General features: G+C 65.1%; 22 protein-coding genes and 1 pseudogene. 17 read left to right on the top strand and 6 right to left on the bottom strand.

The window, feature by feature from the left end:
- Positions 1 to 51: 51 nt before the first annotated feature.
- The 3 genes from AC3WOS_RS01920 to fusA all read left to right on the top strand — a co-directional run bounded on the left by AC3WOS_RS01920 (position 52) and on the right by fusA (position 2,911).
- Positions 52 to 309: a hypothetical protein gene (locus AC3WOS_RS01920; RefSeq protein WP_492714134.1), complete on the top strand. Its 258-nt coding sequence runs from the start codon at positions 52 to 54 to the stop codon at positions 307 to 309.
- Positions 310 to 495: 186 nt separating this feature from the next.
- Positions 496 to 684 (top strand): hypothetical protein, encoded by a 189-nt coding sequence (locus AC3WOS_RS01915; protein WP_492714133.1) that lies wholly within the window; start codon positions 496 to 498, stop codon positions 682 to 684.
- 115 nt (positions 685 to 799) lie between these two features.
- Positions 800 to 2,911, top strand: a complete 2,112-nt coding sequence (gene fusA / locus AC3WOS_RS01910) for an elongation factor G (RefSeq protein WP_492714132.1) — start codon at positions 800 to 802, stop codon at positions 2,909 to 2,911.
- Positions 2,912 to 2,972: 61 nt separating this feature from the next.
- Here fusA and AC3WOS_RS01905 read toward each other — a convergent pair whose 3' ends face one another.
- Positions 2,973 to 3,482, bottom strand: a complete 510-nt coding sequence (locus AC3WOS_RS01905) for a hypothetical protein (RefSeq protein WP_492714131.1) — start codon at positions 3,480 to 3,482, stop codon at positions 2,973 to 2,975.
- A 164-nt stretch (positions 3,483 to 3,646) separates the two neighbouring features.
- On the opposite strand from AC3WOS_RS01905, the gene AC3WOS_RS01900 reads away from it, so the two are divergent.
- On the top strand, positions 3,647 to 4,471 hold the full coding sequence (locus AC3WOS_RS01900; protein WP_492714130.1) for a M48 family metallopeptidase: 825 nt from the start codon (positions 3,647 to 3,649) through the stop codon (positions 4,469 to 4,471).
- Between the two features lie 53 nt (positions 4,472 to 4,524).
- Here AC3WOS_RS01900 and AC3WOS_RS01895 read toward each other — a convergent pair whose 3' ends face one another.
- Both AC3WOS_RS01895 and AC3WOS_RS01890 read right to left on the bottom strand, forming a co-directional pair.
- Positions 4,525 to 5,598, bottom strand: coding sequence for an acyltransferase family protein (locus AC3WOS_RS01895; protein ID WP_492714129.1), 1,074 nt, complete (start codon positions 5,596 to 5,598; stop codon positions 4,525 to 4,527).
- A 30-nt stretch (positions 5,599 to 5,628) separates the two neighbouring features.
- A complete protein-coding gene (locus tag AC3WOS_RS01890; RefSeq protein WP_492714128.1) occupies positions 5,629 to 6,870 on the bottom strand; it encodes a DUF5009 domain-containing protein in 1,242 nt (413 codons plus the stop codon).
- Between the two features lie 198 nt (positions 6,871 to 7,068).
- Here AC3WOS_RS01890 and AC3WOS_RS01885 point away from each other — a divergent pair, with 198 nt between their 5' ends.
- The 3 genes from AC3WOS_RS01885 (at position 7,069) to AC3WOS_RS01875 (ending at position 10,572) form a co-directional block, all read left to right on the top strand.
- Positions 7,069 to 7,725: a response regulator transcription factor gene (locus tag AC3WOS_RS01885; RefSeq protein ID WP_492714127.1), complete on the top strand. Its 657-nt coding sequence runs from the start codon at positions 7,069 to 7,071 to the stop codon at positions 7,723 to 7,725.
- The gene (locus AC3WOS_RS01880) at positions 7,722 to 9,107 is read left to right on the top strand and encodes a sensor histidine kinase (RefSeq protein WP_492714126.1); all 1,386 of its coding nucleotides are present in this window, start codon (positions 7,722 to 7,724) and stop codon (positions 9,105 to 9,107) included. The genes AC3WOS_RS01885 and AC3WOS_RS01880 overlap by 4 nt, the downstream gene beginning before the upstream one ends.
- 67 nt (positions 9,108 to 9,174) lie before the next feature.
- Complete coding sequence (locus tag AC3WOS_RS01875; protein ID WP_492714125.1) at positions 9,175 to 10,572, top strand: DUF2799 domain-containing protein; 1,398 nt, start codon at positions 9,175 to 9,177, stop codon at positions 10,570 to 10,572.
- A gap of 53 nt (positions 10,573 to 10,625) precedes the next feature.
- Here AC3WOS_RS01875 and AC3WOS_RS01870 read toward each other — a convergent pair whose 3' ends face one another.
- Entirely contained in the window at positions 10,626 to 11,975 is a 1,350-nt protein-coding gene (locus tag AC3WOS_RS01870; RefSeq protein ID WP_492714124.1) for a short-chain fatty acyl-CoA regulator family protein, read from the bottom strand.
- 178 nt (positions 11,976 to 12,153) lie between these two features.
- Here AC3WOS_RS01870 and AC3WOS_RS01865 point away from each other — a divergent pair, with 178 nt between their 5' ends.
- The 8 genes from AC3WOS_RS01865 to AC3WOS_RS01830 all read left to right on the top strand — a co-directional run bounded on the left by AC3WOS_RS01865 (position 12,154) and on the right by AC3WOS_RS01830 (position 19,102).
- A complete protein-coding gene (locus AC3WOS_RS01865) occupies positions 12,154 to 13,665 on the top strand; it encodes a CoA-acylating methylmalonate-semialdehyde dehydrogenase (protein ID WP_492714123.1) in 1,512 nt (503 codons plus the stop codon).
- A gap of 4 nt (positions 13,666 to 13,669) precedes the next feature.
- Positions 13,670 to 14,830, top strand: coding sequence for an acyl-CoA dehydrogenase family protein (locus AC3WOS_RS01860; protein WP_492714122.1), 1,161 nt, complete (start codon positions 13,670 to 13,672; stop codon positions 14,828 to 14,830).
- Positions 14,827 to 15,612, top strand: a complete 786-nt coding sequence (locus tag AC3WOS_RS01855) for an enoyl-CoA hydratase (protein WP_492714121.1) — start codon at positions 14,827 to 14,829, stop codon at positions 15,610 to 15,612. Before AC3WOS_RS01860 ends, AC3WOS_RS01855 begins: the two co-directional genes overlap by 4 nt.
- Complete coding sequence (locus AC3WOS_RS01850; protein WP_492714120.1) at positions 15,605 to 16,732, top strand: enoyl-CoA hydratase/isomerase family protein; 1,128 nt, start codon at positions 15,605 to 15,607, stop codon at positions 16,730 to 16,732. The genes AC3WOS_RS01855 and AC3WOS_RS01850 overlap by 8 nt, the downstream gene beginning before the upstream one ends.
- A 10-nt stretch (positions 16,733 to 16,742) precedes the next feature.
- Positions 16,743 to 17,633, top strand: coding sequence for a 3-hydroxyisobutyrate dehydrogenase (mmsB, locus tag AC3WOS_RS01845; protein ID WP_492714119.1), 891 nt, complete (start codon positions 16,743 to 16,745; stop codon positions 17,631 to 17,633).
- Between the two features lie 110 nt (positions 17,634 to 17,743).
- Positions 17,744 to 18,067 (top strand): ArsR/SmtB family transcription factor, encoded by a 324-nt coding sequence (locus tag AC3WOS_RS01840; protein ID WP_492714118.1) that lies wholly within the window; start codon positions 17,744 to 17,746, stop codon positions 18,065 to 18,067.
- Positions 18,064 to 18,477, top strand: a complete 414-nt coding sequence (locus AC3WOS_RS01835) for an SRPBCC family protein (protein ID WP_492714117.1) — start codon at positions 18,064 to 18,066, stop codon at positions 18,475 to 18,477. Before AC3WOS_RS01840 ends, AC3WOS_RS01835 begins: the two co-directional genes overlap by 4 nt.
- 202 nt (positions 18,478 to 18,679) lie before the next feature.
- Positions 18,680 to 19,102 carry a DUF1801 domain-containing protein gene (locus AC3WOS_RS01830; protein ID WP_492714116.1) on the top strand — a complete coding sequence of 141 codons (423 nt, stop codon included), beginning with the start codon at positions 18,680 to 18,682 and terminating at the stop codon, positions 19,100 to 19,102.
- A 145-nt stretch (positions 19,103 to 19,247) separates the two neighbouring features.
- On the opposite strand, the gene AC3WOS_RS01825 is transcribed toward AC3WOS_RS01830, so the two are convergent.
- Positions 19,248 to 20,039: an alpha/beta fold hydrolase gene (locus tag AC3WOS_RS01825; RefSeq protein WP_492714115.1), complete on the bottom strand. Its 792-nt coding sequence runs from the start codon at positions 20,037 to 20,039 to the stop codon at positions 19,248 to 19,250.
- A gap of 278 nt (positions 20,040 to 20,317) precedes the next feature.
- Between AC3WOS_RS01825 and AC3WOS_RS01820 the strand changes: the two genes are divergently transcribed.
- The gene (locus AC3WOS_RS01820; RefSeq protein WP_492714114.1) at positions 20,318 to 22,528 is read left to right on the top strand and encodes an OsmC domain/YcaO domain-containing protein; all 2,211 of its coding nucleotides are present in this window, start codon (positions 20,318 to 20,320) and stop codon (positions 22,526 to 22,528) included.
- Positions 22,529 to 22,786: 258 nt separating this feature from the next.
- Here AC3WOS_RS01820 and AC3WOS_RS01815 read toward each other — a convergent pair.
- Positions 22,787 to 22,909, bottom strand: a pseudogene (locus AC3WOS_RS01815) (transposase); the annotation flags it as partial.
- A 180-nt stretch (positions 22,910 to 23,089) separates the two neighbouring features.
- Here AC3WOS_RS01815 and AC3WOS_RS01810 point away from each other — a divergent pair.
- A complete protein-coding gene (locus tag AC3WOS_RS01810; RefSeq protein ID WP_492714113.1) occupies positions 23,090 to 24,073 on the top strand; it encodes a M64 family metallopeptidase in 984 nt (327 codons plus the stop codon).
- The last annotated feature ends 1 nt before the right edge of the window (position 24,074 follow it).

Here is a 24,074-nt window from a genome sequence, read left to right as displayed (position 1 = left end):
CCCGGGGGCGTATATTTCGTCTTTTACACTCAGCCAGCAAGACGAACAGATATGGAACAGCAGGAAAATAACGACCAGCGCTACCTCGTGCAGCAGAATAAGATCAGCGACGGCGAAAGCAAGCCGCCCGTGTTTGCCAAGGTCATGCGCAGCAAGACCGGTGTGTTTGAAGGCGTCTCCTTCATCAAATCGAAGGAAAAGGCGAGCGTGATGACGATCGCCGAAGCCAACCAGGCCATCGACTGGGCGACCAGGAAGAAACCGAACGCGCGCGAATACGTCACCAAGATCATTTGCGTCGGCCAGTAAGCTGCCCGGCGCCAGGCTGTACGTCCCGGCGGGGCGTGCGGCCTTCCCCTGCTTATCCCTCCGCTTATCTCGCGTTTTCCACCCTTTGTCGCATCCCGCCGCAGCCGGTCGCATGGCGATTGCCCGCGCTTGTGCGCTGGCCTACAGTAGCGCTGTCGTTTGATCCATTGCACTGGGAGCGTCGTCATGCTGAGTTTTATCTTGTGGTTGGTGTTGCTGGTCCTGTGCTGGCCGCTGGCCTTGCTGGCCCTGGTACTGTATCCGTTCGTGTGGCTGCTGATGCTGCCGTTCCGGCTGGTGGGCATCGGCGTGGAAGCCGTGTTCGAACTGTTGCGCGCCATCGTCATGCTGCCGGCCCGCATCTTGAAAGCTTGAGGGGTAGTGCCGGGCCTTGAATTTATGGGCGAGCGCCATACCTGAGTTCTCCATTGCTGTTAGAATTTCAGCACGACCTCGCCGTCGTCGGCAGTCGTCGTTCAAGGAGAATGTGATGACCCGCAAGACCCCCATCGAGCGTTACCGCAACATCGGCATCAGCGCCCACATCGACGCTGGCAAGACCACTACGACCGAACGCATCCTGTTCTATACAGGCGTCAACCACAAAATCGGCGAAGTGCATAATGGCGCCGCGACGATGGACTGGATGGAGCAGGAGCAGGAGCGGGGCATCACCATCACCTCGGCCGCCACCACCGCCTTCTGGAAGGGCATGGCGGGCAATTTCGCCGAGCATCGCATCAACATCATCGACACGCCCGGTCACGTGGATTTCACGATTGAAGTCGAACGCTCCATGCGCGTGCTCGACGGCGCCGTCATGGTGTACGACGCCGTGGGCGGCGTGCAGCCGCAGTCGGAAACCGTGTGGCGCCAGGCGAACAAATATGCCGTGCCCCGCATCGCCTTCGTCAACAAGATGGACCGGGTGGGCGCCGACTTCTTCCGCGTGCGCCAGCAGATCGCCGACCGCCTCAAGGGTGTGGCCGTGCCGATCCAGATCCCGCTGGGGGCGGAGGACAACTTCCACGGCGTGGTCGACCTGGTCAAGATGCGCGCCATTAACTGGGATGACGCCAGCCTGGGCGTCAAGTTCACTTACGAGGACATCCCCGCCCACCTGCAGGCGCTGGCCGCGGAATGGCACGAGAAGATGGTGGAGGCGGCCGCCGAAGGCTCGCCCGAGCTGCTCGAAAAGTACCTGAACGGCGAAGCGCTGACGGAGGAGGAAATCAAGTCCGGCCTGCGCCAGCGCACCATCCGCAACGAGATCGTGCCCATGCTGGCCGGCAGCGCCTTCAAGAACCGCGGCGTGCAGGCCATGCTGGACGCGGTGGTCGAATACCTGCCGTCGCCGCTGGACGTGCCCGCCATCACCGGCCACGATGTGCACGACAACGTGATCGAGCGCCATCCCGACGACGCCGACCCGTTCTCGGCGCTCGCCTTCAAGATCATGACCGACCCCTTCGTGGGCCAGCTGACCTTCTTCCGCGTCTACTCCGGCGTCGTCAATTCCGGCGACACGGTGTACAACCCGACCAAGGAGCAGCGCGAGCGGCTGGGCCGCATCCTGCAGATGCACGCCAACGAGCGCAAGGAAATCAAGGAAGTGTACGCGGGCGACATCGCGGCGGCCGTGGGCCTGAAGGCGGTGACGACGGGCGACACCCTGTGCTCGCCCGATCACATCATCGTGCTGGAGAAGATGTCCTTCCCCGAGCCCGTGATTTCCCAGGCCGTCGAGCCCAAGACCAAGGCCGACCAGGAAAAGATGGGCATCGCCCTCAGCCGCCTGGCGCAGGAAGACCCGTCGTTCCGCGTGCGCACGGACGAGGAATCGGGCCAGACCATCATGTCGGGCATGGGCGAGCTGCACCTGGAAATCCTGGTGGACCGCATGCGGCGCGAGTTCGGCGTGGAAGCGACGGTCGGCAAGCCTCAGGTGGCCTACCGCGAGACCATCCGCAAGGCGGTGCAGGATATCGAGGGCAAGTTCATCAAGCAGTCCGGCGGGCGGGGCCAGTACGGCCACGTGGTGCTGTCGCTCGAGCCGCTCCCGGCCGGCAAGGGCTATGAATTCGTCGATGCCATCAAGGGTGGCGTGGTGCCGCGCGAGTTCATTCCGGCCGTCGACAAGGGCGTGCAGGAGACGCTGCAGAACGGCGTGCTGGCCGGCTACCCGGTGGTGGACGTGAAGGTCACGCTCACCTTCGGCTCCTACCACGACGTGGACTCGAACGAGAATGCCTTCCGCATGGCCGGTTCGATGGCGTTCAAGGACGGCATGAAGCGGGCCGACCCCATCCTGCTGGAGCCGATGATGCACGTGGAGGTGGAAACGCCGGAGGAATTCATGGGCAACGCCATGGGCGACCTGACGGCGCGGCGCGGCATGGTGCAGGGCATGGACGAGATTCCCGGCGGCGGCGGCAAGATCATCCGCGCGCTGGTGCCGCTGGCCGAGATGTTCGGCTACTCCACCACCTTGCGTTCCCTGTCGCAGGGGCGGGCCACCTACACCATGGAGTTCCAGCACTACGCAGCCGTGCCGCCGCACATCCTGGACCAGGTGGCCGTGTCGTCGCGTTCGCGGCACTGACAATCAGGCGGACAACAAGCCGGCACGGTGCTGCGCGCACCGTGCCGGCTTTTTTGTGCGGCTACTCGAACACCTTCAATTTGAGCTGGACCGAAATGGCCCCGTACAGCCGGTCCTTGTAGGTCGGTACGATCGCCACGTTCACGCCCACGCTCTTGTATTCGGCGCTCAGGGTGGGAATGGCGGCCAGGAACCAGCCGCCGTTGCGCATCTTGGGGTAACCACTGAAGCCGCCGGCCACGGCGCCCAGCCGCACGGGCCCGATCGCGAACGGCTGGTAGTACACGCCCGCGTAATTGGAATAGAACCGGTCGCTGTTGTAGAAGCGGCCAGCCGTCACCGACGCCACGGTCGAAAAACGGTATTCCGCGCCCAGGCCGGGATTGCTGTCGTTCAGGCCCTTGTCGCGCTGGAAGTGGTAGGAATAGAAGCCGGGGTTGAGCCACACTTCCTTGAGCGGCTGGTTGGCTATGGTGCTGAACAGGTCATCCGCATGGACGGGCAGGGTGCCTGCCAGCAGCAGGATGGCGCAGGCATGGCGGCAGGCACGCAGGCCGGGGGTAGGGGTCATCGTTTCACTTTCGTTCAAATCGCTGTCGCGGGGGCGTGCTGATTATAGCCAATTGGCGAAAGATCACACCTCGCAGCCGTTGCCGCGCGCAGACTTTGATCTGGCTTAGACCGGCTTTGATTGCCGCATGGAAAATGGGTATTCCTTCATTCGGAGACACCACCATGAAACCTACCCGTCTGCGCCGCCATTTCCAGCTTGCCGCCGTGGCAGCCGCCATACTCCTCAGCGGCTGTGCCAGCACCACCAAACCGGGCGTGGTTGGCGTACAGCGCCAGCAACTGCTGCTCGTGTCGGCCGACACGGTCGAGCGCATGGCGCTGGTCAACTACACGCAACAAAACCAGCGGGCCAAGGCGGCGGGCCGGCTGGTGGCCAACGGTGCTGAGCTGGAGCGCATCAAGCGCGTCGCCGGCCGACTCGAGAAGCAGGTCAGCGTATTCCGTGACGACGCCGCGCAGTGGAACTGGCAGGTCACGCTGATCGACGCGCCCATCCTCAACGCGTCCTGCGGCCCCGGTGGCAAGATCACCTTCTACACGGGGCTGGTGCGCCAGCTCAAGCTCAATGACGACGAAATCGCCGTCATCATGGGCCACGAAATCGCCCACGCGCTGCGCGAGCACGGGCGCGAGCAGGTATCGAAGGCCTACGCCCAGAATGCGCTGACCCAGGTTGCGCTGACCGCCGCACCGGGCAGCGCCGCCCAGATCGAGGCCGCCAACCAGGTGGCGCACTATCTGTACGAGCTGCCCAATTCGCGCCAGAACGAGTCGGAGGCCGACGGCATGGGGCTGGAACTGGCCGCGCGGGCCGGCTACAACCCGAATGCCGCCATCTCCGTCTGGAAGAAAATGAGCGCGGCCAGCAACGGCAAGCAGCCGGCCGAATTCCTGTCCACCCACCCCTCCAACGACACCCGCATTGCCGATCTGGGCGCGCTGATGCCGAAAGTGACGCCGCTGTACGAAGCATCCCGCAAGAACTAGCGGGCGCAAGGCGGACGGCGAGGGGCTGGGCTAGCCTCCCTCGCCGTTGCGCTTCAGATGGTGATGCGCCAGCCGCGCCGTTCAAGGCCGTGCATGGCCAGCCAGAACAGGCCCGTAAATGCGGCAGCGAACAGCAGCGACGGCAGGAACGGCCCGGCCAGCGGCGTGAGCGGCAGGCGGAACACGGCGTCGTACAGCGGCTGCATGGCGCCGCTGCCCTCGAGCAGGCAGGTGGCCAGCCATGCGCCCGCGTAGGCGGCGATGGCGTTGATGCCCAGGCAGCGTCCCAGGTCCGGCCAGCCGTGGCGGTCGATCAGGCTATGCGCGAGGCCCACGGCCAGCATGCCCAGGCCGCCCATCCACAGCACGAACGACGAAGTCCACAACTGCTTGTTCAGCGGCAGCCAGAGCGACCACAGGGCGCCCAGCGCCGTCGCCGTCACGCCGCCCAGCAACAGCGCGCGCAAGTCCCGCGCCCGCAGCCAAGCGCCCGCGCGCATGCCGAGGATGACGGTGGCCAGCGACGGCAAGGTGCTGAGCACACCCTCCGGATCGTGGGCCTGGCCGGTGACGGGATTGAACTGGTAGGCCAGGCGGCCCAGCAGCGCCGTGTCGATGCGGTCGGCCAGGTTCAGTTCCGGCGCCAGCGAGCCGCCGGCCGTGAGCAGGGCACAGTAGCCGAGCAGGATGCCGGCCAGGATGGCCCATTGCGTCCGCGCGCGGGGCACGTAGATGGCCAGCAGGCCGGCCACCGCAAAACAGACGCCTATTCTTTGCAGTACGCCCAGCAAACGGAACTCCCTGCCGTGCAGCAGCAGCGCGGCGGCCGCGTGCAGGGCCAGGCCCAGCAGGACGATGCGCACGCCCCGCACCAGCACGGCCCGCGCCATGGGGGCGGCCGGCGCGCGCGCTTCGACCTTGCCGCCCAGCGCAAGCTGGAGCGAGATACCGACGATGAGCATGAAGAACGGGAAAATGAAATCGGCCGGCGTGGCGCCGTGCCATTCCGCGTGTTCCAGCCATGGATAGACGTGGGACCAGTCGCCGGCGTCGTTCACCAGCAGCATGGCGGCGACGGTCAGGCCACGCAGGGCGTCGATGGAAGAAATGCGGGAAGTAGGTGGCATGGGCAGGACAATCGGAAAGTGGAGGTGGAATTACAGCTGCAAGCTGATATGCAGGCGGTTGAGGGCCGGGATCAGCGCGACGACGGCGCAGGCGTAACCGAGCGCCGCCAGCATGCCGGGCCAGCCGGCGTTGAGAGCGTCCGGCAACGCTACGTGGAAAATCTGCATTACCGCATACACGACGTACGGCACGATATAGGCCAGCAGCGGATGGGCCGCGGCGGGGCGGAGCAAGGCGGTCCAGCGCTGCACCTTTTGCAGATCGACCAGCCAGTACAGCCAGCCGAACACGGCCACGCAGATGGCGGCGCTGTACAAGGCCCAGGCAGGCGTCGCCGCGATTTTTGAAACGTGAAAATACGGCCGCAACGCGCTCCCGCAAGCGAGCAGTATCGAGGCGAACAGCACGGCACCCCGGTAGCGGCCGGCCATGCCGGGCCGCTGTCCCGCATCGAAGAAGATGAGCGCCGTGAGCGCGCCGCACAGGGCGATGGCCGTATGGACCGCATTGCCCACCTGTCCGGCCAGCAGGGCCAAGGCGGGCGCGTGCTGCGCCAGGCCCGATTGCGCGGCGCAATAGAAGCCGATGCAGGCGGCCAGCGCGCCGGCCAGCGGTGCAATCCGGCCCCGGCCCCACAGAAAGAGCGCGCTGGCAAACAGATAGGCCCAGCCGATCAGGCCCAGGATGCCCCACCATTGCGGCGCCAGCCGCGCCAGGCCATCCGCTCCGCCGCGATACAGCAGTCCCAGCCCCACCAGCGTCGCGATACCGGCCACGCGCAGCGCGGCGCCCAGCTGCCGGCGTTCGAACGTCCGGCCGTTCCAGACCAGGATCGCCGCGCCGTAGAACAGCAGCGACCACAGATGGATGGACATGCCCATCGCTTGTTCGTTGTAGCCGCTTTCTGCATTGACCATGAACACGCCCAGCACCAGCAGGCCCAGTGTGCGGGCCAGCACGTGGCGGCCCAGCTGTCCGGCCGTATCGCCCGCCGCCAGGCGCCGCGCGCTCGCGAACGGAATCGACATGCCGACGATGAACAGGAAGGCCGGGAACACCACGTCGGCCAGCGTCATGCCATCCACGCCCGCGGGCGCGTGGTCCAGCCAGGCGGGAACGCCACGCACGCCGGCCAGCGCGTTCACGAAGATCATGAGCACGATGGTCAGGCCGCGAAAGGCATCGAGCGCCAGCACCCGCTGCCGGGGCAGGTCGGCGGCCATGGCGAACGCGGGCCGGCAGGGATGGCATGGCTGGCTGGCGGACGGCATGGATACTCCCTTTTCAATACGAGCCGCATGCGGGCGGCGCCGCGCATGGTTGACCTGCCCGGGTATTATCCCTACTCTTCCTTAACGCCTGCGAAACGCAACCTTAAGATTTCCTATAGTTTCAGGTGCCGGCAACGGTTGACAGGCGGCCGCCAGGATGCGTACATAGCCGCCTTCACGCGCAAGTGGAATACACAGATGAAAATATGCCTGGTCGAAGACGACCTTGAACTCGGCAAGGCCCTGCAATCGTCGCTCCAGGACGAGGGCCAGGACGTCATGTGGCTGCGGCGATCCGCCGACGCCCGCCAGCGGATCGCCAGCGATTCCTTCGACGCGGTGCTGCTCGACCTCGGTCTGCCCGATGGCAACGGGATCGACCTGCTGCGCCAGTTGCGGGCCGACGGCAAGACCCTGCCCATCCTCGTCATCACGGCGCGCGACAGCCTGGAAGACCGGCTCCATGGCCTGGACCGGGGCGCCGACGATTATCTGGTCAAGCCGTTCGCCGTCTCCGAGCTGCTGGCCCGGCTGCGCGCCGTGGTGCGCCGCGCGACCGGCTGGAGCGAATCGGGCGAACCGGTCTGGAAGATCAAGGACCTGGCACTGGACGAGCGCCGCCGTGTGCTCACGCGGGCCGGCGCCGCCGTGGACCTGTCCAAGACCGAATTCGCCCTGCTGCTGGCCCTGATGCGCTATCCGGAGCGGGTGCTGACCCGGCGCGAGCTGGAAACGCGCGCACTGCCGCAAGGCGAGGGCCAGACGCTGGACGTGCACATGTCGCACCTGCGGCAGAAGATAGGCGACGGCTACATCCGCACCGTGCGCGGCGTGGGCTACGTCATTGACAAATGAAGGGCCTGCCCGAACGCTCGCTGTTGCGGCGCCTGCTGCTGGGCTTTTCGGCCGTGGTGCTGGCCATCTGGCTGGCCAACCTGGGCTGGGACGTCTACGAAACGCGCACCACCAAGCAGCGCGACATGCAACGCGAGCTGCGCGCCAGCGCCTTGCGCATCCTGGTGCTGATGCAGACCATGGATGCCCGTCCGCCCGCCGAAGTTCGGCCGCTGGTGCGCCAGATGGAAGGACTGCACTACGCGCTGTACCGGGAACTGGGCTGGTACATTCCCGCGCTGCAGACGCAGGTGTGGCGGCGCGGCCAGCTGATGTACGCCTCCGGCGATGCCGGCCTGCCGCCCACGCTGCCGGACGTGGCGCCCCAGCGCCAGCCGCTGCGCGACGGCTGGGTGGCGGCCGTCGAAACGGATCCCGCCACGGGCGTCACCGTGCGCATGGCGACGGAAGTGATCGGCGAATGGCTGCTGCAAACGTCGAGCATCGGCTACTACCTGGCGCCCTTGCTGTTCAGCCTGCCGTTCCTGTTGCTGCCGGCCTGGTACATCGTCCGGATCGGCCTGCGGCCGCTGCGCACCATCGTGGCCGAGATCGAGGAACGCCCGGCCACCGACCTGACGCCGCTGGCGCCGTCGCCGTTCCGGGAACTGTCGCCGCTGGTCGGTTCCGTCAACCGTCTCATGAAACGGCTGGCCGAACGGCTGGAACGGGAACAGGAATTCCTGGCCGACGCGGCCCACGAGTTGAAGACGCCGCTGTCCATCATCCAGATCAACGCCGAATCGCTGGCCCATGCCCACACGCCCCAGCGCGTGCAGGAGGCGGGCGCCGGGCTGCGGCAAGGCGTGCAGCGGGCCACGCACACCGTGCACCAGCTGCTGGCCCTGGCCAGGTCCGGCCCCGACAGCGACGCCGCGCCGCTGCAGCCGCTGGACCTGGTCCAGCTGGTGTGTGACCGCCTGGCCCTGGCCGGCCAGCTGGCCGCCGCGCGCGGCATCGAGATCGAATTGCAGGCGCCGGAGCTGTGCGCCATGTGCCTGCACCGGGAAAGCATGGCGGCGCTGGTCGATAACCTGGTCGGCAATGCGGTCAAATATTCGCCCGACGGCGGGCAGGTCACCGTGCGGGTGGCCGCCGATGGGGGCCTGATCACACTGTCCGTGCGCGACGAGGGACCGGGGATAGCGCCCGCGCTGCAGCGCAAGGTATTCGAGCGCTTCTACCGGCTGCCGGACCAGGACCAGCCCGGCAGCGGCCTGGGCCTGGCCATCGCCGAGCGGGCCGCCAGCCGCAACCGCGGCCGTATTTCGCTGGGCAACCGGGAAGACGGCCCAGGCCTGTGGGTGCAGGTGGTGTTCGATGCCACAGCGGCCATCGGATGATGTTGCGAATAAGCAAATTCCACTATAATCGTTCCGCACCTACCACCTCACCAGAAGCCCCGACACCATGAGCCGTTTACCCCGCTGGAGCACCTCGCTGATCCTGACTTTGCCGCTGCTGCTGGCCGGCTGCCAGGCCACGATGGAACGTATCGCCGACTGCAAGGCCGGCGACTGGAACAGCATCGGCCACAAGGACGGGGTATCGGGCGAAGTGCAGAATTTCGCCGAACGCAAGGATTTCTGCGACAGTCACGACGCGGGCAAGGGGCAGGGCGATGCGGCGGCCGGCTATCTGGCCGGGTGGGCGCAGGGCAACTGGGACTTCTGGTCCGGGCGCGGCATGGGCGATGGCCGCCAGGCGCTGCCGCCATCCAATTTCGACCGTCACGCGGCCAGCGCCGAAGTGCAGAAGCAGCACACGCCGCTGAACCGCGCCGCCTACGACGCCGGCTGGGCGATCGGTAACGCCGACTACTGGAACGGCGTGGGCAAGCGCGACGGCACCGAAGGCAAGCCCGCGTCGGCCAAGGACGCGGCCCGCAATGACGCGGCCCAGCGGGGCATGCGCTTTGACGACGCCAGCTATGCCAGTGGCTGGCAGACGGGCAACCGCACCTACTGGCAGGACGCCGGTTTCACGGACGCGCGCAACGGCGTGCCCGATACGGAGTTCAGGTCGCGCGCCGCCGCCGCCCGCAGCGCCGGCGTGCAGGTGCAGGAAGACGCTTACCGCACCGCCTGGACCGGCGAGATTGTCAATTACTGGAAGAACCTGGGCACGCAGGACGCCGTGTCGGGCAAGGACTTCAACCTGCGCCGCGCCGAGGCGCACAAGAAGGGCCTGAAGATCTACGAGACCGAATATCGCCAGAGCTGGGAAAACCGCCTGACCGAATACTGGCGCAAGGCCGGCCAGGACGACGGCTACGGCCGTCCGTTCCAACTGGAGGACCGCATCGCCAACGCCGCGCGCGACGGCGTGTTCGTCATCCCGCGCACGCGCGAGCTGTACACGGCCGCCTGGGATGAACAGAACGCCCGCTACTGCAATCCCGACAACGCCTTCGACCTGGGCCGGCGCGGCGCCGGCATGGCCTTCGACGTGTGCCGCGATCAGGTACGCAACCAGATGAAGCGCGCCTATCTCAGCGGCCAGGATTACGAAGTGGCGTCCATCAAGTACAACCGCGCCGTCAGCGACGTGGACGGGCTGTCCGGCCGGGTGCGCGAAGCGCGTGGCCGCCTGGGCCGCATCGAACGCGACATCCGCGCCAACCTGGACAACAAGGACCGTCCCGTCAACGAGGAGACCCAGAAGCAGGACCGCCGGAGCGAGCAGGAACGGCGCGAGGTGGTCGAATACCTGCAGCGCATGGAGCGCCAGCTGGACGACGCCCGCCGCTGGGCCGAGCGTCACCAGCAGCAGATGGAGCGGCTGCGGCGCGACATTTACCTGAACTGATCCGGCTGAACCGGGTTGCAGCCAGGGCGCGGCCATGCTGCACGCCTGCCTCGCTAGGCGCGCAGGATGGCCGGGAAGGCCCGCTGCGGACAGTCCCTGCGCTCGCACACCTTGCAGCCCGTCCCGATGGGCGTGGCCACGCTGGGGTCGTGCAAGTCCAGGCCCTTGGCATAGATCAGCCGATGGGCCTGCGAGATGTCGCAACCGAGGGCCACGGCGAACGACTTGCTCGGCGCGTTGAAGCCGGTCGGTCCGCTGCTGACCTGCCTTGCGATCCAGAGGTGGGTGCCGCCGTCGGGCATGCGCGCGATCTGGCGCAGCACGCGGCCCGGCTGGCTGAACGCTTCGTAGACGATCCACAACGGACAGGTGCCGCCGACGCGCGAGAAATGGAATGCCGTCGCCGACTGGCGCTTGGAGACGTTGCCGGCCCGGTCCACCCGCATGAAGAACATGGGCAAGCCGCTGTTGCCGGGCCGCTGCATGGTGCTGAGGCGGTGGCAGACAGCTTCGAAGCCGACACCGAAGCGGTGGGCGAGCAATTCGATATCGTACGCATGCGCCTCGGCTGCCTGCAGGAAGGCGCCATATGGCATCAGCACGGCCCCGGCAAAATAGTTCGACAGCGCCAGCCGGGCGCCGGTGCGCGCCGCATCGCCCGATAGCCCTGCCTGGTCGACGATCGCATCGATCAAGCCGGCGTGTTCCAGCAAGCCCAGTTGGGCCGCCATCTGGAACGCCTGCTGGCCGGCGTTCATCGCATCGGACAGCCACAGCACGCCTTGCTGCGCGTCGTAGCGCCGCTTGCGCAGCAATATCCCTTCGCCCGGTTCCGTCAACACGGTCACGCCGTGGGCCTGATGCAGCCGCTGGCGCAGCGCTTCCGCACTGTTGGCGCCTATGCGCTCGGCCAGTTCGTCCAGTTCGCCGATGTAGTTCTGGCGCCGGTTCAGGTAATCGCGCACTTCCTCGTCGGCGGAGGGCTGCAAGGCCCGGTGATGGGCGTCCGTGCTGTCGAACTGCACCTCCAGCGATTCGGCCCGCTCCGCCATCATGCGGTAGCGCCGCTGCAGCTGCAGGATGGCGCGTGCCATGCCGGGCATGTTCTCCACCAACATCTTGAGCTCGGCCAGCGACGCCGGCTCGGCGCCGGGCAGGTCGCTCAGGACGTCGCGCACATCGGCCACCAGGCTGGCGCTGTCGTGTTCCGAAAAAATCTGGGGATCGACCTCCAGCACGCTGCCGATGCGCAGCAGGATGGGCACAGTCAGCGGGCGCTGGTTACGCTCGATCTGGTTCAGGTAGCTGGGCGAGATGGCCAGCGCCTTGGCCAGCGCCGCCTGGGTCAGGTTGCGCTGTTCGCGCAGGCGCTGCAGCCGCACGCCCATGAATACCTTGCTCATGACCGATCACCGCTGCGTTCTTGGCAATCTTCGCAATCTTCGCAATCCACCGCAGAAAGCTTCGCAATTCCTCGCATTTTTACTCCTTCACGCGCATTTCGATTGAGCGAATAATGCAAACAAATAGCAATAAATGCAAGTTGAACCTGCTTTGTACGCCAACCCGAGGAGACTGAACATGACCGCAAGGAATACCGCCATCCCCACTGTACCGCTGCTGATCAATGGCGAGTGGGTGCACTCGACCACCACCGTCTGGCGTGACGTCGTCAACCCGGCCACGCAGGAAGTGCTGGCCCGCGTGCCGTTTGCCACCCAGGCGGAAGTGGCGCAGGCCGTGTCGTCGGCCCAGCGTGCCTTCAAGACCTGGCGCAAGACCCCGATCGGCGCCCGCGCCCGCATCTTCCTCAAGCTCCAGCAGTTGATCCGCGAGAACATGGCCGACCTGGCCGCGACCCTCACCGCCGAACAGGGCAAGACGCTGGTCGATGCGGAGGGCGATGTCTTCCGCGGCCTGGAAGTGGTGGAGCACGCGGCCAATATCGGCACCCTGCAGATGGGCGACTATGCGCAGAACGTGGCCGGCGGCGTCGATACCTACAGCGTGCTGCAGCCGCTGGGCGTTTGCGCCGGCATCACGCCGTTCAACTTCCCCGCCATGATCCCGCTGTGGATGTTCCCGATGGCCATCGCCTGCGGCAATACCTTTGTGCTCAAGCCGTCCGAGCAGGATCCGCTGGTGACGGAAAAGCTGGTGCGCCTGGCCTTGCAGGCCGGCGTGCCGCCCGGTGTGCTCAACGTGGTGCATGGCGGCGAGGAAGTGGTCAACGCCCTGTGCGACCATCCGGACATCAAGGCCATCTCCTTTGTCGGCTCGACCCGGGTCGGCACCCATGTCTACCAGCGCGCCACGCTGGCCGGCAAACGGGCCCAATGCATGATGGGCGCCAAGAACCATGCCGTGGTGCTGCCTGACGCGAACAAGGAACAGACCCTGAACCAGCTGCTTGGCGCAGGTTTCGGCGCCGCCGGCCAGCGCTGCATGGCCGCCTCGGTGGCCGTGCTGGTGGGCGAAGCCCAGGCATGGCTGCCGGAGCTGGTGCAGAAGGCTCGCGCCTTGACGGTGGGCGCGGGCAAGGACAATCCGGACCTTGGGCCGCTCATTTCGTGCGCCGCCCGTGAGCGCGTGCTGGCACTGGTGGAGCAGGGGCTGGCGCAGGGCGCTACCCTGGCGTTGGACGGACGCGGCATCCAGGTGCCGGGCTACCCGGACGGCAATTTCGTCGGCCCCACCATCCTGGCCGGCGTCAAGCCCGGCATGGCCGTCTACGACCAGGAAATCTTCGGCCCGGTGCTGGTGGTGGTGGCCGCCGACACGCTGGACGACGCCATCGCCCTGGTCAATGCCAACCCGAACGGCAACGGCACGGCGCTGTTCACGCAAAGCGGCGCGGCGGCACGCAAGTTCCAGGAAGATATTGACGTGGGCCAGGTCGGCATCAACGTGCCGATTCCCGTACCGGTGCCGCTGTTCAGCTTTACCGGCTCGCGTGGCTCCAAGCTGGGCGACCTGGGCCCGTTCGGCAAGCAGGTGGTGCTGTTCTACACCCAGACCCAGACCATCACCCAGCGCTGGTTCGCCGATGCCGCCTCGGTCGGCCAGGTGAACACCACCATCAGCCTGAAATAGCGCCATGGAATTCGATCTCAGCGACGAACAGCGCGCATTCCAGCAGGCCGCGCGCGACTTCGCCCAGGGCGAACTGGCTCCCCACGCGGCCCGCTGGGATGCCGACGGCTATTTCTGCCGCGAGACCATCGCCAGGGCCGGCGAGATGGGCTTTTGCGGCCTGTACACGCCGCAGCACTGGGGCGGCCTGGGCCTGTCGCGCCTGAATGCGGCCATCGTGTTCGAAGAACTGGCGGCCGGCTGCACCTCCACCACGGCCTACCTGACTATCCACAACATGGCGACCTGGATGGTGTCGCGCTGGGGCGGCGAGGCGCTGTGCCGGCAATGGGTGCCGCGGCTGGCCAGCGGCGCCAGCCTGGCCAGCTACTGCCTGACCGAGCCGCAAGCCGGTTCCGACGCGGCGGCCCTGCGCACGCAGGCCGTGCGCCATGGCGAGTACTACGTCATCGACGGCGGCAAAGCCTTCATCTCCGGCGGCAGCCGCACCGACCTGCTGGTGGTGATGGCGCGCACCGGCGCCACGGGCGCGGGTGGCATCTCGGCCTTTGCCGTGCCAGCCGATACGCCCGGCATCAGCTTCGGCAAGCTGGAGGCAAAGATGGGCTGGAACAGCCAGCCCACCTGCGCCATCCACTTCGACGCGGTGCGGGTGCCGATGCACCACCGGCTCGGCGAGGAAGGCCAGGGCTTCGCGATGGCGATGAAAGGGCTGGACGGCGGCCGCATCAACATCGCCGCCTGTTCCATCGGCACGGCGCAGGCGGCGCTGAACCGGGCCCAGCTCCACCTGAAGGAGCGCGTGCAGTTCGGGCGCGAACTGGCGCAGTTCCAGGCGCTCCAGTTCAAGCTGGCCGACATGCTCACCGAACTGGTCGCGGCACGCCAGATGGTGCGGCTGGCGGCCTGGAAGCTCGACACGGAGAGCCCCGACGCCAGCGCCTACTGCGCCATGGCCAAGCGCTTCGCCACCGACGCCGGCTTTAACGTGGCCAACGACGCCCTGCAACTGCACGGCGGCTACGGCTACATCCGCGAGTATCCGCTGGAGCGCCACGTGCGCGACACGCGGGTGCATCAAATCCTTGAAGGTAGCAACGAAATCATGCGCCTCATCATCGCCAGGGCCATCCTGCGCGACGGCGCCACGGAGATCATCAAATGAAAAACAGTTATACCAACCTGTCTGTCGAACGGCACCAGCACACGGTGCAGGTCACGCTGCACAACCCGCCGGCGCACACCTGGACCGAAGACAGCCTGGCGGCGCTGACCGAATTGGTCAACGACGTGCAGCAGGACCGCCAGATCTACGCGCTGGTGATCACCGGCGACGGGCCGAAGTTCTTTTCCGCCGGCGCCGACCTGAAAGTCTTTGCGGACGGCGACAAGGCCACGGCGCGCCGCATGGCGCAGCGCTTCGGCGAAGCGTTCGAGGCGCTGGCCGCCTTCCGCGGCGTGACCATCGCCGCCATCAACGGCTACGCCATGGGCGGCGGACTGGAATGCGCGCTGGCCTGCGACATCCGCATCGCCGAGGCGCACGCACAGATGGCGCTGCCGGAAGCGTCCGTGGGCTTGCTGCCGTGTGCCGGCGGCACGCAGAACCTGGCGCGCCTGGTGGGCGAGGGCTGGGCCAAGCGCATGATACTGTGCGGCGAACGGATCGACGCGGCGCAGGCGCAGGCGATCGGCCTGGTCGAGGAAGTGGTGCCGAGTGGGGAGGGGCTGGCGCGGGCGATGGCCCTGGCTGCCAAGGTGGCGCGCCAAAGCCCGAGCAGCGTCGCCGCCTGCAAGACCCTGATCCAGGCCGGCCGCACCATGCCCACGCAGCACGTGCTGCCGCTGGAGCGGGAACGCTTTGTCAGCCTGTTCGATACGGCAGACCAGAAAGAGGGTGTGCAAGCCTTCCTGGGCAAACGTGAAGCGAGCTGGCGAAATGCGTGAAATGAACAGCCCCGACCACCTGGCCGCCCCGGTGCGGCTGGAAGAGCGCGCCGCTGCGGGCGGCAAACGGATAGCCGTCGCCACGCTGGATGCGCCCAAGTCGCTGCATGCGCTGACGCTGGAAATGATACGACTGCTGGACGCGGCCCTGCAGCGCTGGGCAGCCGATCCCGCCATCGCCTGTGTGGTGCTGCAATCGAGTACCGACAAGGCATTTTGCGCCGGCGGCGACGTGCGCGGACTGCGCGACGCCATCCTGGCCGCGCCGGAAGTGGTGCCCAATCCCACTGCGCTAGCCTTTTTCAGCGAGGAGTACCGGCTCGACCATCGCATCCACACCTACGGCAAGCCTTTGCTGGTGTGGGGCGGCGGCATCGTCATGGGCGGCGGGCTGGGTTTGATGGCGGGCGCCAGCCACCGCGTCGTGACGGATACCACCCGCATCGCCATGCCGGAAATCACCATCGGCCTGTTCCCGGACGTGGGCGGCAGCTGGTTCCTGCCGCGCATGCCAGGCCGCAGCGGCCTGTTCCTGGGCCTGACCGGCGCACCGTTGAACGCGGGCGACGCCTTGTTCACCGGCCTGGCGGACTATTTCGTGCTGCAGCAGGACCGCGACCGCGTGATCGCGGCCTTGTGCGAAGCCGACTGGCAGGCTGGCAGTGCGGATTTGACGCTGGACCATGTGCTGCGTGGCTTCCGTGCTCCGGCGGAGGTGCTGCCTGCGTCCGAAGTACGGGCCAATTTCGACGCCATCCAGCAGCTGACGGATGCGCGATCGCTGGACGAAGTGCTGCGCGCCATCCGGAGCTATGATGGCGAGTCCTTGTGGTTGCAGCGGGCCGCGAAGTCGCTGGCGGCCGGCGCGCCGTCGTCGGCTGCGCTGGTGTGGGCCATGCAGGACAAGGCCCGGCATCTTGGCCTGGCCGACGTGTTCCGCCTGGAGCTGGTGGTGGCGTTGCGCTGCTGCGCCCACCCCGACTTTGCCGAAGGCGTGCGCGCGCTGTTGATCGACAAGGACAACGCACCGCAGTGGCAGGCGGCGAGCGCCGACAGCACCGCACTGCACTTTGTTCCGCCGTGGCCGCGGCATCCGCTGGCCGACCTGACCAATGACTAAGGAGTATCGCATGCAAACAATCGCATTTATCGGACTGGGAAACATGGGCGCGCCGATGGCGCGCAATCTGCTGCGCGCCGGCTATGCGCTGACGGTGCATGACCTGTCGGCGGCGGCCATGGACGCGCTTTGCTCCGCCAGCGCCCGCAGCGCGCCAACGGCGGCGGACGCCGTGCGGGAAGCGGACATCGTCATCTCCATGCTGCCGGCCAACGAGCACGTGCGGGAGCTGTACCTGGGCAGCGGGCGCGTGCTGGAATGCGCCCGGCCGCAGGCGCTGCTGATCGATTGCAGCACCATCGCCGCCGACGTCGCGAAGGAAGTATCGGACGCCGCAGCGGCCCGCGGCTACGCCATGCTCGATGCGCCGGTGTCGGGCGGCACGGCGGGCGCCGCGGCCGGCACGCTCACCTTCATCGTCGGCGGTGACGATGCGGCGCTGGACCGCGCCCGTGCCGTGCTGGGCGCCATGGGCAAGAACATCTTCCACGCGGGCGGCGCGGGCGCGGGGCAGGTGGCCAAGATCTGCAACAACATGCTGCTGGGGATACTCATGGCCGGCACGGCCGAAGCGCTGAACCTGGGCGTGGCGCACGGCCTGGACCCCAAGGTGCTGTCTGACATCATGGCCAAGAGTTCCGGCCGCAACTGGGCGCTGGAGCTGTACAACCCGTGGCCGGGCGTGATGGAGGCGGCGCCCGCGTCGCGCGGCTATAGCGGCGGCTTCGGCTCGGCGCTGATGCTCAAGGACCTGGGCCTGGCGCAGCAGGCCGCGCTGAATGCGCAGGCGGCCACGCCGCTCGGTGGCCTGGCGCGCCAGTTGTACCAGTTGCACCAGCAGGGCGGTCACGGCCAGCTGGACTTCTCCAGCATCCTGCAGTTGTACCGGCCGCAGGCTTAGCGGCCGGCGCCCGGAGGCGCCGGCGCGTCGCCAGTCCGGGCAAATTTCCCTTGACGATCCATAACTGCTTGGCTATAGTTAAATCCATAACCTGGCAGCTATGGATTCAAATGGACACCTCTCATGACGCGCTCTTCCGGGCCCTGGCCGATCCTACGCGGCGGGCCATCTTTGAAAAGCTGTGCAGCGGCGGCGAACAGACCGTCGGTGTGCTGACTGGGCAGGGCCAGGTTTCACAGCCGGCCGTCTCCAAGCATCTCGCCGTGTTAAAGCAGGCCGGCCTCGTACAGGACCGGCACCAGGGGCGCCAGACCCACTACAGCGCACGGCCCGCCGCGCTGGCACCGCTGTTGGACTGGACCACCCAGATGACGCACTTCTGGGAAAGCCGGTTCGACGACCTCGAAAATTTACTGCAAAGGATCGACCAATGAACCAAACTGCACAACAATTGCGCACCGTCGTTGTCGAGCGGGAGTTTGCGCATCCGCCCGAAAAGCTCTGGCGTGCACTGACCCAGCCGCACCTGATCGAGGCATGGCTGATGAAAAGCGACTTCCTGCCCAAGGCGGGCCACCACTTCAAGTTCAGCGCCGACTGGGGCGCCGTCGATTGCGAAGTGACGGAAGTGGAACCGCAACGCACGCTGGCCTATACCTGGGCCGCCTACGGGCTGGAAAGCGTGGTCACCTGGACGCTGGAGCCGTCCGGTAAGGGTACGCTGCTGCGCATGGAGCAGTCGGGATTCCGGCCGGACCAGGAGCAGGCTTACCAGGGCGCCCAATATGGCTGGCAGAAGTTCTTCAACTCGCTGGAACAGGTATTGGAACGGCCGGAAGCCTGAGCGGCGATGGGATGACAGGTGTCCAGCTTGGGCTGGGCCCCTATCATCCTGGGAGTTCCTTTTTGCGGCCACATGGGGCGTTCGTTTGTTCCGCGACAGGATCGGATGCCTGCGATACGCTGTGTATCCCCGCTGGCAGTGAAGGCGGCAGCGTGGACATAGAAATGGGGCTCGCACAACAATTACCCACCAGGAGGACTGCATGAACAAACCGGATTCGGACGACAGCCAGCCCGCGTCGGCCCAGATCGACCAGAAAATCGCCCGCCTGGACGACTGGCGCGGCGCCACATTGAGCCGGATGCGCACGCTGATACACGAGGCGGTGCCGGAGGTGGTGGAAGAAGTAAAGTGGATGGGAACGCCGGTCTGGTCCCACAACGGCATCCTGTGCACCGGCGAAACCTACAAGTCCGTGGTGAAGCTGACGTTCCTGAAGGGCGCATCATTGGACGATCCGGCAGGGTTGTTCAACTCCAGCCTGGAAGGCAACGCGCGGCGCGCCATCGACATTCATGAGGGCGAGGTGCTCGACGCGCAGGCATTCAAGGCCTTGATTTGCGCGGCCGCGGCGTTGAATGCCGAGCGGGGCACGACGAAACGGCGCGCCAAGGCGGCTGTGTAACCGGCACACGCACCATGCGGGCGTCCACTGGCAATACCGACGGCGACGGCTACGGCGCCGGTTGCTATCCTTGGATGCCGACGCTTTTGGCGCCCCCGTTCGGACCTTGCCAGCATCTGCCTTCCGTTTCCGCCAGGTATTATCGCTATTCGTGCCTGGCGATGAAGGCCTCGACGGTATCGTGCAGCAATTCGGGCTGCTCCAGGAAGATCAGGTGACCGCCATTCAGTGTGGCAAATTCGGCACCGGGAATCCGCTCCGCGAGTTCCTGGCTGAAGTAGGGTGGGGCGCAAAAATCGCGCTCGCCTACCAGCAGCAGCGTCGGCGTGGTGATCGCGGGCAAGGCATCGTAGGCATCGTGCCCTGCGATCATGTCGATACGGGCCAATGCAATTTCCATTTCGAACGGTACGGTCGCTGCGGCATCGACCCACGCCTGCACCCGCTCCGGATGCTCGCGCATGAATTTTGGATCGAACAGGAACAGGGCGTTCGCTTCCGTGGCCGCCCGCAAACCGGAATCGCGCAGCATACGCCGTCGCATGTCGAACTGGCGGCGATAGTAGGCGTCGGCCTTTGCGATCGAGGAAATAATGGTCGCGCTGCGCAGCAAGGTGCGATGTTCTATTGCCAGCAACTGCGCGATGGCGCCGCCGGTCGACGAGCCAACAACATGTACCGGGCCGCATTCTGCCGCCTCGACGACCCTTGCCATATCCCGCGCATGTTGGGCGATCGTCATGCCGAGCACGGTGTGCCCGGAAGCACCCGTGCCCCGATGGTCTGGCACGATCACCCGGTGGCGCCGGGCGAACAGATCGATTTGCGGCCCCCAGGAAGCGCCAACTCCCGCCAGCCCGGCCAGCAGCAGCACGGGCGAACCCTGGCCCTTGATGTCGTAGTGGATTGAAATGCCTCCGGATGTGATGTATGCCATCTGCTTCTCCCGTTGCTAAGCGACGCGCCAGAAACCTTGCCGTGACATCCTATCTACAGGCTTGTCATTGTGCGCCTACTTCACGAGAGCGTACGCACTGCAGGCTACCGCGAATCGGAAAATTATGCGGGTAAGGGCGGCGCACAAGTGCAAGGCCGGAGCGGTCGCATCGCCGGCTGGCCGCGAAGAGCTGGCGTGGCGCCGGTCAACGGCCTTTGCTGCAAGGCCAAAAGGGCGGATAATCGCGGATTATTTTGCGCAAAAATTGGATATTCCCCATGGAAATTAAGGTCAACTTTCTCGATAAGCTACGTCTTGAAGCCAAGTTCGATGACTTCACCGTCATAGCCGACCAGCCTATCCGCTACAAGGGCGATGGTTCCGCGCCAGGTCCATTCGACTATTTTCTGGCTTCTTCGGCCCTGTGCGCCGCTTACTTCGTGAAGTTGTATTGCACTACACGCAATATTCCGACCGAAAATATCCGCCTGTCGCAGAACAATATCGTTGATCCGGAAAACCGTTACCAGCAGATATTCAAGATTCAAGTCGAGTTGCCAGCGGATATCTCCGAAAAAGACCGCCAGGGCATCTTGCGCTCCATCGACCGTTGTACCGTTAAAAAAGTGGTACAGGCCGGGCCGGAGTTTGTGATTGAAGAGGTGGAAAATCTGGATGCCGACGCCCAGGCGTTGCTGACCTTGAATCCGGCTGCGGAAGCGAGCACCTATATTGCGGGCAAGGATTTGCCGCTGGAACAGACCATCGCCAATATGTCCGGCATATTGGCTGGCCTGGGGATCAAGATCGAAATCGCATCCTGGCGCAATATCGTCCCCAATGTGTGGTCGCTGCATATCCGCGATGCACATTCGCCGATGTGCTTCACCAACGGCAAGGGCGCGACCAAGGAAAGTGCCTTGGCGTCGGCCTTGGGCGAGTATCTCGAGCGCCTGAATTGCAATCACTTCTACGCCGGTTCGTTCTGGGGCGAAGACATCGCCGACGCGCCATTCGTCCATTATCCGAACGAGCGCTGGTTCAAACCTGGCCCGGATGATGCACTGCCGCCGGAAATTCTCGATGAGTACAGCCTGGACATCTATAACGCGGACGGCGAATTATGCGGCTCGCATCTGTACGACACCAACTCGGGCAATGTGCAGCGCGGAATTTGCGCGCTGCCGTTTGTGCGCCAGTCGGATGGCGAGGTGGTGTATTTCCCGTCCAACCTGGTCGAAAACCTCTACGGCAGCAACGGCATGAGTGCCGGCAATACGCTGGCCGAAGCGCAGGTGCAATGCCTGTCGGAGATATTCGAAAGGGCGGTCAAGCGCGAAATTATTGAAGGCGAAATCGCGTTGCCCGACGTGCCGGACGAAGTACTGGCGAAATACCCCGGCATTCTGGCCGGCATCAAGGGATTGGAAGAGCAGGGCTTCCCGGTGCTGGTGAAGGATGCGTCGCTGGGCGGCACCTATCCGGTCATGTGCGTCACATTGATGAACCCGCGCACGGGCGGCGTATTCGCCTCGTTCGGCGCGCACCCCAGCCTCGAAGTGGCGCTGGAACGCAGTCTGACGGAATTGCTGCAGGGCCGCAGTTTTGAAGGCTTGAACGATCTGCCGCGGCCCACCTTTGTCAGCAACGCCGTGACCGAGCCAAACAACTTCGTCGAACACTTCATCGATTCCAGCGGCATCGTATCCTGGCGGTTCTTCAGCGCCAAGGCCGATTACGAATTCGTTGAGTGGGATTTCTCCGGCCAGGGCGAAAACTCGAATGCAGAGGAAGCCGCGACTTTGTTCGGCATTCTGCAAGAGATGGGCAAGGAAGCGTACATGGCGGTGTATGAGCATTTTGGCGCCACGGCCTGCAGGATACTGGTGCCCGGTTATTCGGAAATCTATCCGATTGAAGATTTGATCTGGGATAACACCAATAAATCGCTGTTGTTCCGCGCCGACGTCCTGAACTTGCATCGCCTGGACGATGCCGGCCTGGAAGCGCTGCTTGACCGTCTGGAAAACAGCGAACTGGATGAATACTCCGATATCGCCACCTTGATTGGCGTCGAATTCGACGAAAACACGGTCTGGGGGCAGCTGACGGTGCTGGAGTTGAAGCTGCTGATTCAACTGGCATTACAGCAATTTGAGGAAGCACACGAGCTGGTGGGCGCGTTCCTGCAGTACAACGACAATACGGTCGAGCGCGGATTGTTTTATCAGGCCTTGAACGTGGTGCTGGAGGTGCAGCTGGATGACGACCTGGAACTGGACGATTACGTGGTCAATTTCCGCCGCATGTTCGGCGACGAGCGGATGGACGCCGTGCTGGGATCGGTGGATGGCAGCGTGCGCTTCTATGGCTTGACGCCAACCAGCACGAAACTGGAGGGGCTCGAACGGCACCAGCGTCTGATCGACAGCTACAAGAAATTGCACGTTGCGCGCTCGAATGTGGCGGGCAAATTCCACCAGGGCTGAGAGTACCGGCTGGATCCCCGGCTGGATCCGCAATGATGACGCCCGTTCCTGGTATGAACGCTTGTTCGATGCCAGGGCGGGCGTTTACGCTTGATTTCAAGAAGACGGCCATGGGCACGGAAATTGTCGCAGATGCGCAATGGTCACGTAACTTCGCTATTTCGTAGTCTTGGTACATAAGGCAGGTGTTGCGTCAAATTTGTCCTAGCCTTGACTGCATATTCTTAATTTTATTGTTCTCTAGCTGTTGCTCACTCAGTTCGCCAAGGTCCCTTTGGGCATTGAGATCCGCTGCGCGGCTTCCTCTAGCGTCAATTCCTGCGCCAGTACCAGTTTGACCGCCTCGGCCCGGAACTCCGGCGTGTATGTAATTGATTTCATGTGTGCACTCCCTTTGACAAGTTTATCAAATGGAAGTGTCCGAAAATGTCAGGCTACCTCATCCCGGCCGACCCTCATTTTGATAGTGTTGCGCCCGATTAGCGGATTTGCGGGGCAATCCGACAATAGTGCAAATGAATGTACTAAAATTGCCAACACTCTTCGCGGTGGAGCGTGCATATGGCGAGCAAAATCTTTCCCTTCGGCGTAGGCAACCCGCTGGACAACAGCTTCAAGCTGATCCTGGTTGCAGAAGGTTTCACGGCGGCCCAGAAGGCTGATTTTGCCACCCTGTGCCAGGACTTGCTGGACGCCTTGCTTGCCAGCACGCCCTTCAATGTCACGCGCGCGCACCCGGGCTGGCTCACCGTGCTCAAGGTATTTGCGCCCAGTGCCAACGTCGGCCCGCGCATCGGCGCCGGCGGCGGCCATTCAACCGTGCTCGGCTCGTTCGTCGACAGCAGCACCAACCGGCTGGTGGTCGACCATGCCTTGCTTTACGCGCTGCTGAACGTGCAGGTCGTGACCGACAGCGCCGGCCCCCGCAAGCTGAGCGAACTGGTCAGCCCCGGCGACATCATGATAGGGCCAACCGGAGCGGTGATCGCCGTCATCACGCCGGCCACGGCCAATCCGGCCCAAGGCGCGGACGACCACGTGCGGCCCATCGACGACACCACCTACCATCTGGTGGCCACCACCGCCAATGGCCTGTGGCATCAAGTGGTGCTGCGCGGCATAGCTGCCGCGCTGGGCCTGGCCGATGAATTCGAGCGGCCCGACGCCGCCTATGCCAGCGCCTCGGACAGCAACAAGGAATTCCTCAACACCCCCAACGTGATCTTCCGCGACACCCCGCCCACCCTCAATTCGGATGTGCCGGCCTGGCGCCACGTCATGTCTGGCATGGAATGGCTGGCGCCGGCCGTGGTGCACGCCCATCCACCCAATGATCTGCCCAACACCGCCACGCCGGCCGCGCCGTCGGTGGCAGGGAAGATCGAATTCTGGGAGGGCGGCGCCGGCTACCGGCGTAAGAGTTACCGTTCCGCCGAGGATTGCCTGATGCGGCGCGCGCCCGGCCTCGGCTACCTGCCGGCGCGCAATCAGGCTGTGGCGTTTTGCCCGGTGTGCCTGGTCCATCTGCGTTCCATGCTGAGGTGAA

The sequence above is a fragment of the Rugamonas sp. FW305-51 genome, assembly GCF_058786935.1.
The sequence above is the reverse complement of the archived record's forward strand: the minus strand, read 5'-3'. Positions and strand labels throughout refer to the sequence as shown.

Bases quoted from the DNA above. Each gene is read 5' to 3' on its own strand.
- AC3WOS_RS01920 (WP_492714134.1), top strand. From the start codon at position 52: ATGGAACAGCAGGAAAATAACGACCAGCGCTACCTCGTGCAGCAGAAT.
- AC3WOS_RS01915 (WP_492714133.1), top strand. From the start codon at position 496: ATGCTGAGTTTTATCTTGTGGTTGGTGTTGCTGGTCCTGTGCTGGCCG.
- fusA (WP_492714132.1), top strand. From the start codon at position 800: ATGACCCGCAAGACCCCCATCGAGCGTTACCGCAACATCGGCATCAGC.
- AC3WOS_RS01905 (WP_492714131.1), bottom strand. From the start codon at position 3,482: ATGACCCCTACCCCCGGCCTGCGTGCCTGCCGCCATGCCTGCGCCATC.
- AC3WOS_RS01900 (WP_492714130.1), top strand. From the start codon at position 3,647: ATGAAACCTACCCGTCTGCGCCGCCATTTCCAGCTTGCCGCCGTGGCA.
- AC3WOS_RS01895 (WP_492714129.1), bottom strand. From the start codon at position 5,598: ATGCCACCTACTTCCCGCATTTCTTCCATCGACGCCCTGCGTGGCCTG.
- AC3WOS_RS01890 (WP_492714128.1), bottom strand. From the start codon at position 6,870: ATGCCGTCCGCCAGCCAGCCATGCCATCCCTGCCGGCCCGCGTTCGCC.
- AC3WOS_RS01885 (WP_492714127.1), top strand. From the start codon at position 7,069: ATGAAAATATGCCTGGTCGAAGACGACCTTGAACTCGGCAAGGCCCTG.
- AC3WOS_RS01880 (WP_492714126.1), top strand. From the start codon at position 7,722: ATGAAGGGCCTGCCCGAACGCTCGCTGTTGCGGCGCCTGCTGCTGGGC.
- AC3WOS_RS01875 (WP_492714125.1), top strand. From the start codon at position 9,175: ATGAGCCGTTTACCCCGCTGGAGCACCTCGCTGATCCTGACTTTGCCG.
- AC3WOS_RS01870 (WP_492714124.1), bottom strand. From the start codon at position 11,975: ATGAGCAAGGTATTCATGGGCGTGCGGCTGCAGCGCCTGCGCGAACAG.
- AC3WOS_RS01865 (WP_492714123.1), top strand. From the start codon at position 12,154: ATGACCGCAAGGAATACCGCCATCCCCACTGTACCGCTGCTGATCAAT.
- AC3WOS_RS01860 (WP_492714122.1), top strand. From the start codon at position 13,670: ATGGAATTCGATCTCAGCGACGAACAGCGCGCATTCCAGCAGGCCGCG.
- AC3WOS_RS01855 (WP_492714121.1), top strand. From the start codon at position 14,827: ATGAAAAACAGTTATACCAACCTGTCTGTCGAACGGCACCAGCACACG.
- AC3WOS_RS01850 (WP_492714120.1), top strand. From the start codon at position 15,605: ATGCGTGAAATGAACAGCCCCGACCACCTGGCCGCCCCGGTGCGGCTG.
- mmsB (WP_492714119.1), top strand. From the start codon at position 16,743: ATGCAAACAATCGCATTTATCGGACTGGGAAACATGGGCGCGCCGATG.
- AC3WOS_RS01840 (WP_492714118.1), top strand. From the start codon at position 17,744: ATGGACACCTCTCATGACGCGCTCTTCCGGGCCCTGGCCGATCCTACG.
- AC3WOS_RS01835 (WP_492714117.1), top strand. From the start codon at position 18,064: ATGAACCAAACTGCACAACAATTGCGCACCGTCGTTGTCGAGCGGGAG.
- AC3WOS_RS01830 (WP_492714116.1), top strand. From the start codon at position 18,680: ATGAACAAACCGGATTCGGACGACAGCCAGCCCGCGTCGGCCCAGATC.
- AC3WOS_RS01825 (WP_492714115.1), bottom strand. From the start codon at position 20,039: ATGGCATACATCACATCCGGAGGCATTTCAATCCACTACGACATCAAG.
- AC3WOS_RS01820 (WP_492714114.1), top strand. From the start codon at position 20,318: ATGGAAATTAAGGTCAACTTTCTCGATAAGCTACGTCTTGAAGCCAAG.
- AC3WOS_RS01810 (WP_492714113.1), top strand. From the start codon at position 23,090: ATGGCGAGCAAAATCTTTCCCTTCGGCGTAGGCAACCCGCTGGACAAC.